This is a genomic window from Pseudomonas sp. FG35, assembly GCF_057809295.1.
Genome location: NZ_JBMDJR010000003.1, coordinates 1 through 15845 on the forward strand (window position 1 = coordinate 1; position 15845 = coordinate 15845).

General features: G+C 59.3%; 13 protein-coding genes and 3 tRNA genes. 8 read left to right on the plus strand and 8 right to left on the minus strand.

Annotation, left to right across the window (positions count from 1 at the left end):
* The 7 genes from ACODTD_RS06560 to ACODTD_RS06590 form a co-directional block, all read right to left on the minus strand.
* A tRNA-Leu gene (locus tag ACODTD_RS06560) sits at positions 1-84 on the minus strand.
* A gap of 195 nt (positions 85-279) precedes the next feature.
* Positions 280-353, minus strand: a tRNA-Cys gene (locus ACODTD_RS06565).
* Positions 354-400: 47 nt separating this feature from the next.
* Positions 401-476, minus strand: a tRNA-Gly gene (locus ACODTD_RS06570).
* A gap of 60 nt (positions 477-536) precedes the next feature.
* Positions 537-1097, minus strand: coding sequence for a CDP-diacylglycerol--glycerol-3-phosphate 3-phosphatidyltransferase (pgsA, locus tag ACODTD_RS06575; protein WP_085745522.1), 561 nt, complete (start codon positions 1095-1097; stop codon positions 537-539).
* A gap of 32 nt (positions 1098-1129) precedes the next feature.
* Complete coding sequence (gene uvrC, locus ACODTD_RS06580; protein WP_489104617.1) at positions 1130-2953, minus strand: excinuclease ABC subunit UvrC; 1824 nt, start codon at positions 2951-2953, stop codon at positions 1130-1132.
* Between the two features lie 2 nt (positions 2954-2955).
* Positions 2956-3597, minus strand: coding sequence for a response regulator transcription factor GacA (gene gacA / locus ACODTD_RS06585; RefSeq protein WP_032829778.1), 642 nt, complete (start codon positions 3595-3597; stop codon positions 2956-2958).
* A gap of 127 nt (positions 3598-3724) precedes the next feature.
* Complete coding sequence (locus tag ACODTD_RS06590; protein WP_201818441.1) at positions 3725-4168, minus strand: GNAT family N-acetyltransferase; 444 nt, start codon at positions 4166-4168, stop codon at positions 3725-3727.
* A 615-nt stretch (positions 4169-4783) separates the two neighbouring features.
* Here ACODTD_RS06590 and ACODTD_RS06595 point away from each other — a divergent pair.
* Entirely contained in the window at positions 4784-5860 is a 1077-nt protein-coding gene (locus ACODTD_RS06595) for a 3-deoxy-7-phosphoheptulonate synthase (protein ID WP_221614572.1), read from the plus strand.
* Between the two features lie 63 nt (positions 5861-5923).
* Here ACODTD_RS06595 and ACODTD_RS06600 read toward each other — a convergent pair whose 3' ends face one another.
* A complete protein-coding gene (locus tag ACODTD_RS06600) occupies positions 5924-7036 on the minus strand; it encodes a hypothetical protein (protein ID WP_260411478.1) in 1113 nt (370 codons plus the stop codon).
* A 340-nt stretch (positions 7037-7376) separates the two neighbouring features.
* Between ACODTD_RS06600 and ACODTD_RS06605 the strand changes: the two genes are divergently transcribed.
* The 7 genes from ACODTD_RS06605 (at position 7377) to ACODTD_RS06635 (ending at position 15756) form a co-directional block, all read left to right on the plus strand.
* On the plus strand, positions 7377-8246 hold the full coding sequence (locus ACODTD_RS06605; RefSeq protein WP_285354468.1) for an esterase/lipase family protein: 870 nt from the start codon (positions 7377-7379) through the stop codon (positions 8244-8246).
* A 97-nt stretch (positions 8247-8343) separates the two neighbouring features.
* Positions 8344-8625 (plus strand): peptidylprolyl isomerase, encoded by a 282-nt coding sequence (locus ACODTD_RS06610; protein ID WP_007952068.1) that lies wholly within the window; start codon positions 8344-8346, stop codon positions 8623-8625.
* A gap of 135 nt (positions 8626-8760) precedes the next feature.
* A complete protein-coding gene (locus ACODTD_RS06615; RefSeq protein WP_011334468.1) occupies positions 8761-10629 on the plus strand; it encodes an extracellular solute-binding protein in 1869 nt (622 codons plus the stop codon).
* Complete coding sequence (locus ACODTD_RS06620; RefSeq protein ID WP_007952064.1) at positions 10629-11690, plus strand: microcin C ABC transporter permease YejB; 1062 nt, start codon at positions 10629-10631, stop codon at positions 11688-11690. Before ACODTD_RS06615 ends, ACODTD_RS06620 begins: the two co-directional genes overlap by 1 nt.
* Complete coding sequence (locus ACODTD_RS06625) at positions 11690-12712, plus strand: ABC transporter permease (protein ID WP_007952058.1); 1023 nt, start codon at positions 11690-11692, stop codon at positions 12710-12712. The genes ACODTD_RS06620 and ACODTD_RS06625 overlap by 1 nt, the downstream gene beginning before the upstream one ends.
* Positions 12713-12725: 13 nt before the next feature.
* On the plus strand, positions 12726-14300 hold the full coding sequence (locus ACODTD_RS06630) for an ABC transporter ATP-binding protein (RefSeq protein WP_201818435.1): 1575 nt from the start codon (positions 12726-12728) through the stop codon (positions 14298-14300).
* A gap of 40 nt (positions 14301-14340) precedes the next feature.
* Positions 14341-15756: a sigma-54 interaction domain-containing protein gene (locus ACODTD_RS06635; RefSeq protein WP_285354471.1), complete on the plus strand. Its 1416-nt coding sequence runs from the start codon at positions 14341-14343 to the stop codon at positions 15754-15756.
* The last annotated feature ends 89 nt before the right edge of the window (positions 15757-15845 follow it).

The window sequence follows — 15845 nt, forward strand, 5'->3', positions numbered from 1 at the left end:
TGCCCGAAGCCGGAATCGAACCGGCACGCCCTTACGAGCGGGGGATTTTAAGTCCCATGCGTCTACCAGTTTCGCCATTCGGGCGGTAGCGCGGTGTTGCTTGGCTCTGATGACGATTCGCAGTCCTGACAGGAACTGCATGTCGGCGGCAGAGGGGGAAATATATACATCACTTCCCGGTGAAGCAAGTTTGCAGTTGCCGTTTCAAAGACTAAATCTTTCCGTGCAACGCAAATAAAAAAGCTCCGTAAATCATGGATCTACGGAGCTTGTTTATAGTGGAGGCCGAGGTCGGAATCGAACCGGCGTAGGCGGATTTGCAATCCGCTGCATAACCATTTTGCTACTCGGCCTCAAAACATTTGCTGTCAGTAGCGCAACAACAAACGTTATACAAACTTGGAGCGGGAAACGAGACTCGAACTCGCGACCCCGACCTTGGCAAGGTCGTGCTCTACCAACTGAGCTATTCCCGCTTGGTGTGGCGCATTCTATAGATTCCAGATGCCCCGTCAACCCTTTGATTCAAAAAAGTTTTATTTCTTTTCAACATCGGTCTTCAGATGTGGCCAGGCAGCGCGGAGGTATTGAACCATCGACCACAGGGTCAGGCCTGCAGAGACCATCAGCAACGCATAACCGACCAGAACCCAAAAGCTGAAATCTTTTGGATTGGCCAGCAGGATCACCAGCGCGAGCATCTGTGCAGCAGTTTTCCACTTGCCCAGATTCGACACGGCCACATGGGCCCGTGCACCAAGCTCGGCCATCCACTCACGCAATGCCGAAACTACGATCTCGCGACCGATGATGACAGCCGCCGGAAGTGTGAGCCAAAGATTGCCGTGTTCTTGCACCAGTAGCACCAGGGCAACGGCAACCATCAGTTTGTCAGCGACGGGATCCAGAAACGCACCAAACGGCGTGCTTTGCTCCAGGCGTCGCGCGAGATAGCCGTCGAGCCAGTCCGTTGCCGCCGCAAAGGCGAATACCGAACTTGAGGCCAGATAGCTCCATTGGTAAGGCAGATAGAACAACAGAATGAAAATCGGGATGAGCAGGACGCGGAGAACGGTTATCAGATTAGGGATATTCATCGGCACAACTGGCTACGAGGTGAATGGGCATTCTACTCACTATGCAGGTTTGCATAAATCGACTCTGCTAGCTTTTTGCTGATCCCCGGTGCTTTGGCGATCTCTTCGATGCTTGCACGAGACAGCTCCTGCAATCCACCAAAATGTTTCAACAAGTCCCGACGCCGGGTCGGCCCGACGCCTGCCACACCTTCCAGCGTTGACGTGCGGCGGGTCTTGCCGCGTCGTGCACGGTGGCCTGTAATTGCAAAGCGGTGGGCTTCGTCACGAATCTGCTGGATCAGGTGCAGCGCCGGCGAATCCCCCCGCAAGGTGAACTCGTTTGCCGCATCATTTAGATACAAAGTCTCGAATCCCGCCTTGCGCGTGGCGCCTTTCGCGACCCCCAGCAAGATCAGATCCGGAACCGCCAGTTCGTTGAGCACATCACGCGCCATCGACAGCTGCCCCTTGCCGCCGTCCACCAACAGGATGTCCGGCAGTTTGCCCTCGCCTTCTTTCAGCTTGCTGAAGCGTCGGGTCAGGGCCTGATGCATGGCGGCGTAATCGTCGCCGGCGGTCACACCTTCGATGTTGTAACGACGGTAATCCGACTTGATCGCCCCTTCCGGGCCGAACACCACACAGGACGCAACCGTGGCTTCACCGCTGGAGTGACTGATGTCGTAACACTCCAGCCTTTGTGGCGGCTCATCGAGATTCAACACTTCAGCCAGTGCCTCGAAACGTGCTGCAACGTGTTGACGATTGGCCAACCTGGCGCCGAGTGCCTGTTCGGCATTGGTCACGGCCAGTTGCTGCCAGCGCGCCCGTGTTCCGCGCACCCGATGACTGATGCTCAATTCACGCCCGCGCAGCGCCTGAATGGCCTCGATCAGTGCAGGGAAGTCTTCGTGCACGACGTTGACGATCAGTTCGCTCGGCAAATCGCGCTCCGGGCTACTGATGAAATATTGCCCGAGGAAAGCGGCCATGACCTCGGCCACTTCCTCTTCAATCCCGACTTGCGGGAAGAAATTCTTGCTGCCAAGCACCCGCCCTCCCCGCACGCTGATCAGGTGGACACAGGCACCGCCCGGATTGACGAACGCAGCGATCACATCGATGTCGCCGGTACCGCCCTCCATGCTCTGTTGATCCTGCACCCGACGCAGCAAGGCAATCTGGTCGCGCAGTTCGGCGGCGCGTTCGAATTCGAGGTTGATTGCTGCCTCTTCCATCGCCGTCGACAGCTCATTGGTCAACGCATGACTGCGCCCTTCGAGGAACATCACCGAGTGACGCACGTCCTCGGCGTAAACCTCAGGCTCGACCAATCCGACGCAGGGCGCCTTGCAACGCTTGATCTGATATTGCAGGCACGGCCGGGTCCGGTTCTTGTAGTAACTGTCCTCGCACTGACGCACGAAGAACGTCTTCTGCAAAAGGCTGAGGCTTTCGCGGATCGCCCCGGCACTCGGGTAGGGACCGAAATACTTGCCCTTGCCCTTTTTAGCCCCGCGATGAATGCTCAGGCGCGGAAATTGCCCGTCAGACAAAAAGACATAGGGATAGGATTTATCGTCGCGCAACAGGATGTTGTACGGCGGCCGCCACTCCTTGATGAGAGTTTGCTCGAGCAGCAACGCCTCTGTCTCGTTGGACGTGATGGTGGTTTCGACCTGGGCGATACGCCCGACCAGTGCTGCGGTTTTCGGCGCAAGGCCGGTCTTGCGGAAGTAGCTGGCCAGACGTTTTTTGAGGTTCTTCGCCTTGCCGACGTACAGCAGACGCGCATCGCTATCGAACATGCGATACACGCCGGGGCGCCCGCTGACGGTCGATAGAAAGGCGCCCGAATCGAATGCTTCAGTCATGGTCAGAGGCTGGCATCAACCATGCCGTGACGAACCGCAAGAAGCGTCAGTTCGACATCGCTGCTGATCGAGAGCTTCTCGAATATGCGGTAGCGGTAGGTGTTAACGGTTTTCGGCGACAGGCACAATTTGTCGGAAATGATCTGAACCTTCTGACAGCCGACAATCATCAACGCAATCTGGATCTCCCGCTCCGACAACGCATCGAATGGTGAATCGTTGGTCGGCTGAAAGGATTTTATGGCGAGTTGCTGGGCAATTTGCGGACTGATATAGCGCTGGCCGGCAAACACCAGGCGTATGGCCTGAACCATTTCCGGCAGTCCGGCGCCCTTGGTCAGATAGCCCGCCGCACCGGCCTGCAGCAACCGTGTAGGAAACGGGTCTTCCTCACACACGGTGACCGCGACCACTTTGATGTCGGGATGGCTGCGCAACAGTTTGCGCGTGGCTTCCAGGCCGCCGATGCCCGGCATCTTGACGTCCATCAGCACCACGTCGGGCTTCAACTCACGAGCCTTGATGAGGGATTCTTCCCCGGACTCGGCCTGGCCCACTACCTGCAGGCCATCGATGTCGGCCAGCATACGTGTAATGCCTGTACGAACGAGATCATGGTCGTCGACCACTAGCACCCTAATCAAGCAGACACCTCGCGATATGGTCTTATTGGGATGCCGGACACCTTAGCAAAAAGTGCCGGGCAGACCTAGCGGCAAGCGACATATAAAAAGTTTCAATTCTTCATCGGGGGCTTGCCGGCCGTGGGTTTCAGAGCACAGGTGTACTCAAATCGAGCTGCATTCGCAGGAAACACTCGTCCTCGCCCTGCACCAACATTCCTTTTCTTCGATAAAGGTTTTGCGCCGGATTGTTTTTGAATACCGTCAGGCGCAGCGCCGGCCTGCGCTCCAGCCGGGCCATCGCACTAACCTGATCGATCGCCCAGGATCCCGCGCCCTGGCCTTGAGCGCTTTCGACGATCTGCAATTCGCGGATATACACGGCCCGAGCATCACGACTGAGACTGAAATACCCCGTCAATTCGCCTTCCTGAAGGATCAACCAGTTGTCGCGCCCGGCCCAGGCGACATCGAACGCCTCATCCTGCCACAGCAAGTCATAGTGAATGTAGTAGCGGAGCATGTTTCGGCAAGTCAGCTCTCGCACAAACGACAGGTCGGCGGCCGTTGCCTGGCGCAATTCAAAACTCATTCCCGCCTCGATACGCGTCAAAAGCAGAGTGTGGCACAACCAGGCGAGCGCTCAACCCATAAAGTCCTTCTTACTACTCCGATAGCATTTTCTGATTGCTGATGCGCAGCAGCCTCTAGTAAGCTCGGCGCATTCATCGGAGACAGCTCATGTTCAACGCCCTTTCACAGCCCCATACCAGCAGCGCCTCGCGCTCGGTTGCGGCTGCCCGGGTGAACGGTGCCTCGGCTCCAGCAAGCTTTTATTTTGGGTATTGGTTTAGCCACTGGCGCGCCTGATACCCAACCGGCGCCCATTTGAACGGGTCGCCTACCAGAGATTTCTCAACCCCCGGTCGGCCTCCCGACCGGGGGTTTTGTTTTTTCAGGCCCGAACTTTTTTCAGCAACACACCAGACACTTTGAGGATTCAACCAATGAACTACGCCACTTATTACCGTTACGACAGTTTTACCGCCTGGCGATTTACCAGCCTCCGCTCGGGACAGCCTGCCGCCTCCGATCGGTCACCCACAGGTGGCAAGCCAACACACGTAGCCAATCCGGCCAATTGTCGAACACCCCAGTAGGGCCGATTGAGCGGGAAGACCCCGCCCTCCGCCCTGGAAGACCGAATATGAACTCGTCCGTTTCTGCTCTGCCACTGTCCACCCTGAACCCTGCCAACGAAGCATTGACCCTGCGTCTGCCGAGTTCGCTGCAACTCAAACAGCAATTGCCCCTGAGCAATGCGCTGAACCAGCAAGTCGTTGCACACCGCCAGGCGGTCCGCGCGATTCTCGATGGCCATGACCCGCGTTTGCTGGTGATCGTCGGCCCCTGCTCGATACACGACCCTGAGTCCGCGCTTGAATACGCCAGCAAACTTTCGCATCTGGCCGAAGAAGTCCGTGATGACATGCTGCTGGTGATGCGTGCCTACGTCGAAAAACCTCGCACCACCGTCGGTTGGAAAGGCCTTGCCTATGACCCTCATCTGAATGGCAGCGACGACATGGCTGCAGGCCTCACCCTGTCGCGCGAACTGATGCTCGAAATGATCCGCGTCGGACTTCCGATTGCCACCGAACTGCTGCAGCCCATGGCCGCCGGGTACTTCGATGACTTGCTGAGCTGGGTCGCCATTGGCGCCCGTACTACCGAGTCCCAGATCCACCGGGAAATGGCCAGTGGACTGAGCATGCCGGTCGGCTTCAAGAACGGCACCGATGGCGGCGTGACCGTCGCCGTTGACGCGATGCGTTCGGCAGCACATCCCCATCGTCACTTCGGCGTCGACAGCCAGGGCCACCCGGCAATCATCCAGACCCCGGGCAACCAGGACACACATCTGGTGCTGCGCGGTGGCCACCAAGGGCCGAACTACGACCGCGAAAGCGTTTCCAGAATCAACGCCGAGTTGAACCGCCTGAAGATCCCGAAGCGGATGATGGTTGATTGCAGTCATGCCAACAGTGGCAAGGACCCACTCCGGCAGCCAGGCGTGTTCAACGATGTGCTGGAGCAACGCTTGAAGGGCGACCGCTCGCTGGTCGGCATGATGCTTGAGTCACACCTGTTTGAAGGATGCCAGCCGTTGAGCGAGTCGCTTCGGTACGGAGTTTCGATTACCGATGCCTGCCTCGGGTTCGATTCCACCAGGCAGTTGCTGCTGGACGCAGCGCATCGCATGCGAAAACAGGCCTCAGCCTGACAGTGAACACCGCCCTCCGCTGCGCGTTCTCACGGAGGGCGGTGCAGTGTTCACAACAGATGATCACGCCTGCACTTGCAGCAACATCGCCTCGGACTGCTGACTGACGTCGTCCAGCCGCTCGACCGAGTAGGATAGCCGCACGACGGTATTGACGTGCTCGCGCCAGAACCGATAAGGCACGATGAACACCAAAGACTGCATGGCCATCCCGCTGATGATTTCTCGGTCGTCACGGTGAAAAAACGACTCGCCATCGCACTTGAGATAAACCAGCTCGCCCTCCTCGACTCGCGCATCACTTATCAGCACGCTGACACCATCGATGGCATCCGTCACATTGAGCACTCCATCATCCGCTTCAAGCACCTGAGGAGCCGGCAGCTCACCTCGTACCAATGGAGCAATGCTGACTCGCGTAACACCTGACTCGTGTACGGCTCCGCTCTTCTGCTCGATACGGTAGCGAATCACCACCTCGCCCCCAAAATGCGGGGCGATGAATTCAGGAGCGATCCCGAACACCAGAGGCTGACCAACAGCAAAGAACTCAACGATAAGCGCGTCTCGAAACGATGCCTCCGGTGAAGGCCCCTGCCAGATCAACTGCACCCGATCGCCTGCACTCATGCCTGCATAAGGTTGAAGAATGGCAGTCGTTCCGTAGGGTACGCGAGCCGGATCGAGACTGCCTCCGACGGCATCCTCGACGATGGCTGGCAACAGACTGTAACGGATGTCCCCAACGTCCAGCTGTGTACGCAATGAAGTGACAGGCTCCGATCTCGTGACGCTGGTCAACGTCCAGTAGACTTCCAGAGTCCCCCCGTCCAGCGCAGCGATGTGAGCGTCCCGTACGATCAGAACGATATCCTTGCCCAATTGCCCTTCACTGACGGATCGCGAAATGTCGTGCCGATATGGCAAACCTTGTATATCGAGACCATGCCAACTCAAAACCACCCGGTCCCCGCACGCCATTCCAGGCCAGGGCGCAATCCTGACGACAACCCTGCTCAATGACGGATCAATGACCGCCCCTGTAATGGAATCCAGTGCGGGAGCCGGCAACGGCAGAGCCCGACCACCCTCCCGACACAACCCGGGCGACCGAATACCCTCACCGTCCATCCCTGTGTCCTTTTCTTGCAAAACCGTAGTTTCTGCATCTTTCATCAGTTGCCTCTCCACTCCCTGGAAATGACACGTCGCCTGAGCGCTGTGTCGAAGAGTCTCTATTTAAAGCGTTTCATCATTGACCCGATGTCAGCTCATCACGCTTCAAGCCAGAGCCGAATGCACCAAAGGAAGTAGGCAAAGAAAGGAAAAATACTTTCAACGAGGCGAAAGCTTTCTAAATGTTCCGAAGTGGATTTCATACAGAAGTGAAAATTCACACACACATTGATCGAGTTTCCGATGCATGACGGCGAATCTTCAGGCATCCCAAGCCTCACGACTGTTTTAGAGTGGCACGCAGAAAACATCGACGATCTTCTGCGATCAAGGACGAAAAATGCTACTAAATGCGACAACCAATCATCCCGTTCTACTGGTGCATGGCCTGTTCGGATTCGAGCGCATTGGCCCTTTCGAGCTGTTCCATGACGTCAGGCAGGCGCTCAAGGCGGTCGGCGTCCAGGTATTTGTGCCTCATCTGTCAGCAATCCATGACAATGAAGTTCGCGGGGAACAGCTGCTTTCGCAAATCGGCTCCGTGCTCAGGGGCACAGGCGCGAGCAAAGTCAACCTGATTGGTCACAGTCAGGGCGCACTCACAGCACGCTACGCTGCAGCGCTTGCCCCAGGCAGGGTTGCTTCTGTGACGTCGGTCAGCGGGCCCAACCACGGTTCGGAACTGGCCGACTTCCTGATCAAGGCGCTGAAACCAGGAAGACTGCCGGAAATCGTGGCCCAGAACGTGGCGACACGGTTTGCAGACTTCCTGTCCTTGCTCAGCGGGCGCACGCCGTTGCCACACAGCGCATTGGCGGCGCTGGGTGCGCTGACGACGGAAGGAGTCTGCAACTTTAATGACAAGTACCCGCAGGGCCTGCCACACGTCTGGGGCGGTCAAGGTGCCGAGTGTGTCAATGGCGTTCGCTATTACTCGTGGAGCGGGGTCGTGCCGGAGTTTGACGGGCCGACACTCGACCCCGTACAGGATATCTGCAGCGCCCTGTCCGAATACTTCATTACAGAACCCGCGCAGAACGACGGTTTTGTCGGTCGCTTCAGCTCTCACTTGGGTACGGTGATCCGTTCAGATTACCCACTCGACCATTTGCGCACTCTGCGACGAGCAGCCGGACAGCGCGCCGTGGCGAACGACTCGATCGAACTTTACGTGGAGCATGCTCTGCGTTTGCAAGCCGCTAATCTCTAGCGACCGGCATCAGACAAGCGAATGGAACTTTGCCGAGAAATCGGCCACTGAATCCGGTAGGCTCACCCCTTTACTGATTTGATTGGAGAGTTTCACCATGGCTAAAGCCACTGCCCGCCACATCCTGGTTTCCAGCGAAGCCAAGTGCAACGAACTCAAGGCCCAGATCGAAGGTGGCGCCGATTTCGCCGAAGTGGCCAAGGCCAACTCCACCTGCCCGTCCAGCCGTCAGGGTGGCGACCTGGGTTCGTTCGGTCCTGGCCAGATGGTCAAGGAATTCGACACCGTAGTGTTCAGCGCGCCGATCAACGTCGTACAAGGCCCGGTGAAGACCCAGTTCGGCTACCACCTGCTGGAAGTCACCAGCCGTCAGGACTGATTTTCAGCCCGACCTGCTGTGCAACGGCCCGCCTGATGGCGGGCCGTTTTGTTTTGGTTACACCACACCGCTGGCGAACGGCGCGCCGCTCGCGTACAAATTGCGCTTATCGATTACCCGGCTTTAAGGCTGACAATGCGACTGGCTTTCCCGACATTGATGTTCACTGCCGTAACCCTGCTGCTGGGGATCACCGGTGTGGACGCCGCACCGCAGCATGCAATGACCGTCTATGGCGAACCGGCAAAGTACCCGCCCGGGTTCAGTCACTTCGATTACACCAACGCCCGGGCGCCCAAGGGTGGGACGATGCGCCGCTCGGCCATCGAGATCGGCCACTTCGACCACGTCCTGCCGTATATCGACAAAGGTATCGGCGTCAGCCAGATCGACGGTCTGCTGTATTCCCCGCTGGCCCAGCGTTCGCTCGACGAGCCCTACACCGTATACGGCCTCGTGGCGCAGAAAATGGAACGCTCGGATGACGGCCTGTCGTTGCGTTTCTTTATCAATCCCAAGGCCCGCTTCGCCGATGGCAAGCCGATCACCGCCGAAGACGTGCGCTACACCTATGATTTGCTGATGACCCAGGGCAGCCTGCGTTATCGCACCCAGTTCGCCGACGTCAAAGGCGTCGAAGTCGAAGCCCCGCTCACCGTACGTTTCGATTTCAAGAGCAACGAAAACCGCACCCTGCCCCTGGACATCGCGACCCTGCCGGTATTTCCCGAGCATTGGTGGAAGACCCGTGATTTCGCCGGCGGTGGCGGCTATGAACCGCCGCTGGGCAGCGGCCCGTATCGGGTCGGCAAGGTCGACTCCGGGCGTAGCATCACCTTTGAACGCAATCCCGACTGGTGGGGCAAGGACCTGCCGGTCAGCCGTGGCCTGTACAACTTCGATCACTTCAGCATCGAGTACTTCGGCGACACCGACGTCGCCCGCCAGGTCCTGCGCGGCGGCGCCTACGACTACAACCGTGAGTTCTCCGCCACCGGCTACTCCATCGGCTACGAGAGCCCGGCCCTGAGCGACGGTCGTCTGCAAAAGGCTCATCTGGCCACCGAAGCGCCGCAGTCGGCACAGGGCTTCGTGTTCAACCTGCAAAAGCCGATGTTCCAGGATCGTCGGGTACGCCAGGCGCTGGCCATGCTCTGGGATTTCGAATGGAGCAACCGGCAGATGATGCGCAATATGTACATCCGCCAGCAGAGTTACTTTTCCAACACAGATCTGGCCGCCCGGCAGTTGCCGGATGCCGCCGAGCTGAAGATTCTCGAACCCTTGCGCGGCCAGATTCCCGACGAGGTGTTTACCCGGGTCTTCGAAGCACCGAAGACCGATGGCAGCGGCATTATCCGCGACAAACAACTGCAAGCGCTGGAGCTGCTGGAACAGGCCGGCTGGAAACCCGATGGCGACCAGTTGGTCAACGAACGCGGCGAGCCGCTGAGTTTCACCTTTCTGGTCAGCCAGAACGGCATGGATCGCCTGCTGCTGCCCTACAAGCGCACGCTGAAACAGATCGGCATCAACCTCGACATCCGTCGCATCGATTCCTCGCAGTACGTCAACCGCCTGATGAGCCGCGACTACGACATGATCGTCACCGGCTACCCGGTCACCACCTCCCCCGGCGGCGAACTGTTGAACTACTTCGGTTCGGCATCGGCCAACGATCCCGGCGCCAACAACTACATGGTGCTGAAGAACCCGGCGGTCGACACCTTGATCAACGGCCTGATCCGCGCCTCGACCCAGCCTGAAATGCTGCGCTATGCCCATGCGCTGGATCGGGTGCTGCAATGGAACTACTACTGGATTCCCAACTATTACCCGCCGGGCACGTCCACCGTGTGGTGGAACCGTTTCGGCATTCCCACCGTGCAGGCGAGCAATGACGAAGCGATCGAGAGCTGGTGGGAAATCAGCAGCACGCCGCTGACCAATCAGCAGATGACGGCCGAGAAGATCAGCCGTGGCAGACCCGGAGGGCCGCACTGATGTGGGCTTACATACTGCGGCGCCTGCTGCTGATCATCCCGACGCTGGTGATCATTCTGCTGGTCAACTTCGTGATCATTCAGGCCGCACCGGGTGGTCCGGTGGAACAGGCCATCGCCCACCTGCAAGGCATCGGCGGCGCCAGCGTCGGCGGCGGTGCGAGCGAGACCATGAGCGGCACGTCCCGCGCCAGCCGCGGCCTCGATCCGCAGCTGATCAAGGACATCGAAAAACAGTACGGCTTCGACAAACCCGCCCATGAACGCCTGTGGCTGATGCTCAAGAATTACGCGCAACTGGATTTCGGCAAAAGCTTCTTCCGCGGCGCCACGGTCACCGACCTGATCCTGCAGAAAATGCCGGTGACCATTTCCCTTGGCCTGTGGGCGACGCTGATCACTTATCTGGTGTCGATCCCGCTGGGCATCCGCAAAGCCGTGCACCACGGCAGCCATTTCGATATCTGGAGCAGCACGGCGATCATCATCGGCTACGCCATGCCGGCATTCCTGTTCGCGATGTTCCTGATCGTGGTGTTCGCCGGCGGCACCTCGCTGAACTGGTTCCCGGTGCGCGGGCTGGTGTCCGACAACTTCGAGTCCCTGTCGACGCTGGGCAAGATCACCGACTACTTCTGGCACTTGGTGTTGCCGGTCACGGCCTTGGTGATCGGCGGTTTCGCCACCCTGACCATCCTCACCAAGAACTCGTTCCTCAATGAAATCACCCGCCAATACGTGGTCACCGCGCGCGCCAAAGGCCTGAGCGAAAACCGGGTGCTCTATGGGCATGTCTTCCGCAACGCGATGCTGCTCGTGGTGTCGGGCATTCCCCAGGCGTTCATCAGCGTATTCTTCGCCGGTTCGTTGCTGATCGAAGTGATCTTCTCTCTCGACGGTCTGGGGCGCATGAGTTACGAAGCGGCCGTGTCCCGTGATTATCCGGTGGTGTTCGGCTCGCTGTTCATCTTCACCCTGTTCGGCCTCCTGATAAAACTGATCGGCGACCTGTGCTACACGCTGGTCGACCCGCGCATCGACTTCGCCGCGAGGAACGCCTGATGTTCAAGCTCTCGCCTCTGGGCCGTCGCCGCTTCGAACGCTTCAAGAAAAACCGCCGGGGCTGGTGGTCGCTGTGGCTGTTTATCGGTCTGTTCCTGCTCAGCCTTGGCGGCGAACTGATTGCCAACGACAAGCCATTGGTCGTCAGTTATCAGGGCCAATGGTATTTCCCGGTATTCAAGCGCCACACCGAACAGGAGTTTGGCGGGCAACTGCCGTTCCAGGCCGACTACCGCAGCGATTACGTACAGAAGCTGATCCGCAAGGACGGTGGCTGGCTGTTGTTTCCGCCGATTCCGTTCAGTGACGACACCCCGAACTACGACCTCAACAAACCGGCACCGAGCCCGCCGACTTCTGTCAACTGGCTGGGCACCGACGACCAGGCGCGCGACGTACTGGCTCGGGTGATCTTCGGCGCGCGGGTGTCGATTCTGTTCGCCCTGATGCTGACGTTTGTCAGCGCCCTGATCGGCATCGCGGCCGGCGCCCTGCAGGGCTATTACGGGGGCTGGGTCGATCTGCTCGGCCAGCGTCTGCTTGAAGTCTGGTCAGGGTTGCCTGTGCTTTACCTGCTGATCATCCTTTCGGGATTCGTCGAGCCGAACTTCTGGTGGCTGCTGGGGATCATGGCGCTGTTTTCCTGGCTGGCGTTGGTGGACGTGGTACGCGCCGAGTTCCTGCGCGGGCGCAATCTCGAGTACGTCAAGGCTGCCCGGGCCCTGGGCTTGAGCGATCGCAAAGTGATTGTCCGGCACATCCTTCCCAACGCGATGAACGCGACCCTGAGCTACCTTCCCTTCATTCTGACCGGGGCGATTTCCACCCTGACCGCGCTGGACTTCCTCGGCTTCGGCATGCCCGCCGGCAGCGCGTCGCTGGGCGAGTTGATCGGTCAAGGCAAGCAGAACCTGCAAGCGCCGTGGCTCGGCTTGACTGCGTTTTTCACCCTGGCGCTGATTCTTTCCCTGTTGGTATTCATCGGCGAAGCGTTGCGCGATGCCTTTGACCCGCGCTCATGAACGGATCTTTGAAATGACTGACAACCTGATCGAAATCCGTGATCTGAGCGTCGCCTTCCACGGCCAGACCGTGGTGCGCAACCTGTGCCTGGACATCCGCCCCGGCGAGTGCCTGGCGCTGGTCGGCGAGTCTGGTTCGGGCAAGTCGGTGACGGCCCACTCGATCCTGCAACTGCTCCCCGAATCCGATGCCAGAACGACCGGTAGTATTCGTTATCGCGGGCAGGAACTGGTCGGCGCCGATCCCAAGACCCTTCGCGATCTGCGGGGCAACCGCATCGCCATGATTTTCCAAGAGCCGATGACCTCGCTCAATCCGTTGCACACGATTGAAAAGCAGATCGGCGAAACCCTGTTGTTGCACCGCGGCCTCGGCGGCAAAGAGGCTCAGGCGCGGATCCTCGAACTGCTGGAACTGGTAGGCATCCAGAAACCGAAAGAACGGCTGAAGGCTTATCCGCATCAGCTGTCCGGCGGGCAGCGCCAGCGGGTGATGATTGCGATGGCCCTGGCCTGCGAGCCGGAATTGCTGATCGCCGACGAACCAACCACCGCACTCGATGTGACCGTACAGCGCAAGATTCTGTTGCTGCTCAAATCCTTGCAACGGCGCCTGGGCATGTCGCTTCTGCTGATCAGTCACGACCTCAATCTGGTGCGCAGCATCGCCCAACGGGTGTGCGTGATGAAGGCCGGCGAGATCGTCGAGCAGGCGCCGTGCGAAACCCTGTTCACCGAGCCGAAACACCCTTACAGCTGCGTGTTGCTCAACGCTGAACCGGAAGGCGAAGCGCTCCCGCGGGACGAACGCGAAAACGTGCTCGAAGTCGATGACCTGCGGGTTGATTTCACGGTCGGCGGCGGGCTGTTCCAGCGCAAGCAATACCTGCGCGCGGTGGACGGCATCAGCCTGAACATCCAGCGCGGCAAGACGCTGGGCATCGTCGGCGAGTCCGGTTCGGGCAAGTCTACCCTCGGTCAGGCGATCCTGCGGCTGCTCGAATCCAAGGGCAGCATTCGCTTCCAGGGCACGGCACTCGACGGTCTCGACCAGAAACAGATGCGGCCGTGGCGCCGGCAGATGCAGGTGGTGTTCCAGGACCCGTTCGGCAGTCTCAGCCCGCGCATGTCGGTGGCGCAGATCATCAGCGAAGGGCTGGAGGTGCATTGCCAGTCCACTGCCGACGAGTGCGACGACCAGGTGATCCGCGTGCTCAAGGAAGTGGGCCTCGACCCTGAAAGCCGTCACCGCTACCCCCATGAGTTTTCCGGCGGGCAGCGTCAGCGCATTGCCATTGCCCGGGCACTGGTGCTCAAACCGGCGCTGATCCTGCTCGATGAGCCGACTTCGGCGCTGGATCGCACCGTGCAGAAACAGGTGGTCGCCCTGCTCCGCCAGCTACAGGAAAAACACGGCCTGACGTATCTGTTCATCAGTCATGACCTGGCCGTAGTGCGGGCGCTGGCCCACGACATGATCGTGATCAAGGATGGCAAGGTGGTCGAAAGCGGCGCCAGCCATGACGTGTTCGATTCACCGCAGCATCCCTATACCAAAGAGCTGTTGGCCGCGGCGCATCCGGGATAGGCATAATCGCGCCACCTGACTTCCGCCAATGGACGCCGCCATGAACACCACCGAAAGCCTCAAGGATTACCAACGGGTTCGCACCCTGGCGATCCGTTCGTTGTTCGAGATCATCGAGCAATCCAGTGAAGGCACGGTGATTGTCGACCGCGACGCGAACATCGTCTGGATGAACGAGCGCTACGCTCGGCGCTTCGGGCTCGACTCCGCCGCCGGGGCCATCGGCAAGCCTTGCGAAAGCGTGATCCCCGGCAGCCTGCTGCGCGAAGTGGTGCGCACCGGGCGGCCGATTCTGCTGGACATGCAGGACACCCCGAAAGAACCGCTGGTGGTGATGCGCCTGCCGATCCATGACGACGCCGGCGCGGTGATCGGTGCTATCGGTTTTGCCCTGTTCGACGAACTGCGCACGCTGTCGCCGATGCTCAAGCGCTACCTGAGCATGCAGGAAGAACTGGCCTCGACCCGTTCGCTGCTGCGTGCAAGGCAGACCAAATACAACTTCGCCCACTTCATCGGCACCAGTGCTGCGAGCCTGGAAGTCAAACGCCGTGCCCGTCGCAGCGCCAGTGCCGAGTCGCCGGTGCTGTTGCTGGGCGAAACCGGCAGCGGCAAGGAGTTGCTGGCTCAAGCGATCCACGGCGCTTCGCCTCGGGCACACAAGGCGTTCGTCAGCATCAACAGCGCGGCGATTCCCGAGGCGCTGCTCGAGGCCGAGTTCTTCGGCACCGCGCCCGGCGCCTTCACCGGCGCCGACCGCAAGGGCCGCACCGGCAAGTTGCAGATTGCTCAGGGCGGGACGCTGTTTCTCGACGAGATCGGCGACATGCCGTTGCCGCTGCAAAGCAAATTGCTGCGGGTGCTGCAGGAAAAGGAATTCGAGCCTGTAGGCTCCAACGATGTGATCCAGAGCGATGTGCGGGTGATTGCGGCGACCTCGACGGATCTGGAGGCGGCGATCAAGCGTGGCGAATTCCGCGCCGACTTGTATTACCGCCTCAACGTATTGCCAATTCAGGTGCCGCCACTGCGTGAACGACTGGACGATCTGCCGGCCCTCAGTGAGGCGATTCTTGAAGAACTGCGCAGTCAACATGAACTGAACCGCGAAGCGCTGGAGCTGCTGGGTCAGCATGCCTGGCCAGGCAATATCCGCGAGCTGCGCAATGTACTGGAGCGGGCAGCGTTGCTCAGCGATGACTTGATGCTGACGGCGGATGACATTCGCTCTGCAATTGGAACGTTTACACCGGTTGAGCGAACGCTGGCACCCTTGCCTGAACCGGCAATCAACGAGACCTTCAGTCAAGCCCGGGAGCGTTTTGACCGGCAGTTGATTCAATCCACCCTCGCGCAATGCGGGGGCAAGGTGATTGAGGCGGCTGAGCGGTTGGGACTGGGCCGTTCGACGCTTTACAAGAAAATGATTGCGCTGGGGATCGCAGAGTCTCAATAAGGAGACACAGTTCTCCAAATCAAGACAACATCAAAAGCATCGCGGGCAAGCCCGCTCCCACAGGGGAATGCGTTCAATTGTCGGAGCGG

Bases quoted from the DNA above. Each gene is read 5' to 3' on its own strand.
- ACODTD_RS06610 (WP_007952068.1), top strand. From the start codon at position 8,344: ATGGCTAAAGCCACTGCCCGCCACATCCTGGTTTCCAGCGAAGCCAAG.
- ACODTD_RS06630 (WP_201818435.1), top strand. From the start codon at position 12,726: ATGACTGACAACCTGATCGAAATCCGTGATCTGAGCGTCGCCTTCCAC.
- ACODTD_RS06625 (WP_007952058.1), top strand. From the start codon at position 11,690: ATGTTCAAGCTCTCGCCTCTGGGCCGTCGCCGCTTCGAACGCTTCAAG.
- ACODTD_RS06595 (WP_221614572.1), top strand. From the start codon at position 4,784: ATGAACTCGTCCGTTTCTGCTCTGCCACTGTCCACCCTGAACCCTGCC.
- ACODTD_RS06615 (WP_011334468.1), top strand. From the start codon at position 8,761: ATGCGACTGGCTTTCCCGACATTGATGTTCACTGCCGTAACCCTGCTG.
- pgsA (WP_085745522.1), bottom strand. From the start codon at position 1,097: ATGAATATCCCTAATCTGATAACCGTTCTCCGCGTCCTGCTCATCCCG.
- ACODTD_RS06635 (WP_285354471.1), top strand. From the start codon at position 14,341: ATGAACACCACCGAAAGCCTCAAGGATTACCAACGGGTTCGCACCCTG.
- ACODTD_RS06590 (WP_201818441.1), bottom strand. From the start codon at position 4,168: ATGAGTTTTGAATTGCGCCAGGCAACGGCCGCCGACCTGTCGTTTGTG.
- ACODTD_RS06620 (WP_007952064.1), top strand. From the start codon at position 10,629: ATGTGGGCTTACATACTGCGGCGCCTGCTGCTGATCATCCCGACGCTG.
- ACODTD_RS06600 (WP_260411478.1), bottom strand. From the start codon at position 7,036: ATGAAAGATGCAGAAACTACGGTTTTGCAAGAAAAGGACACAGGGATG.
- ACODTD_RS06605 (WP_285354468.1), top strand. From the start codon at position 7,377: ATGCTACTAAATGCGACAACCAATCATCCCGTTCTACTGGTGCATGGC.
- uvrC (WP_489104617.1), bottom strand. From the start codon at position 2,953: ATGACTGAAGCATTCGATTCGGGCGCCTTTCTATCGACCGTCAGCGGG.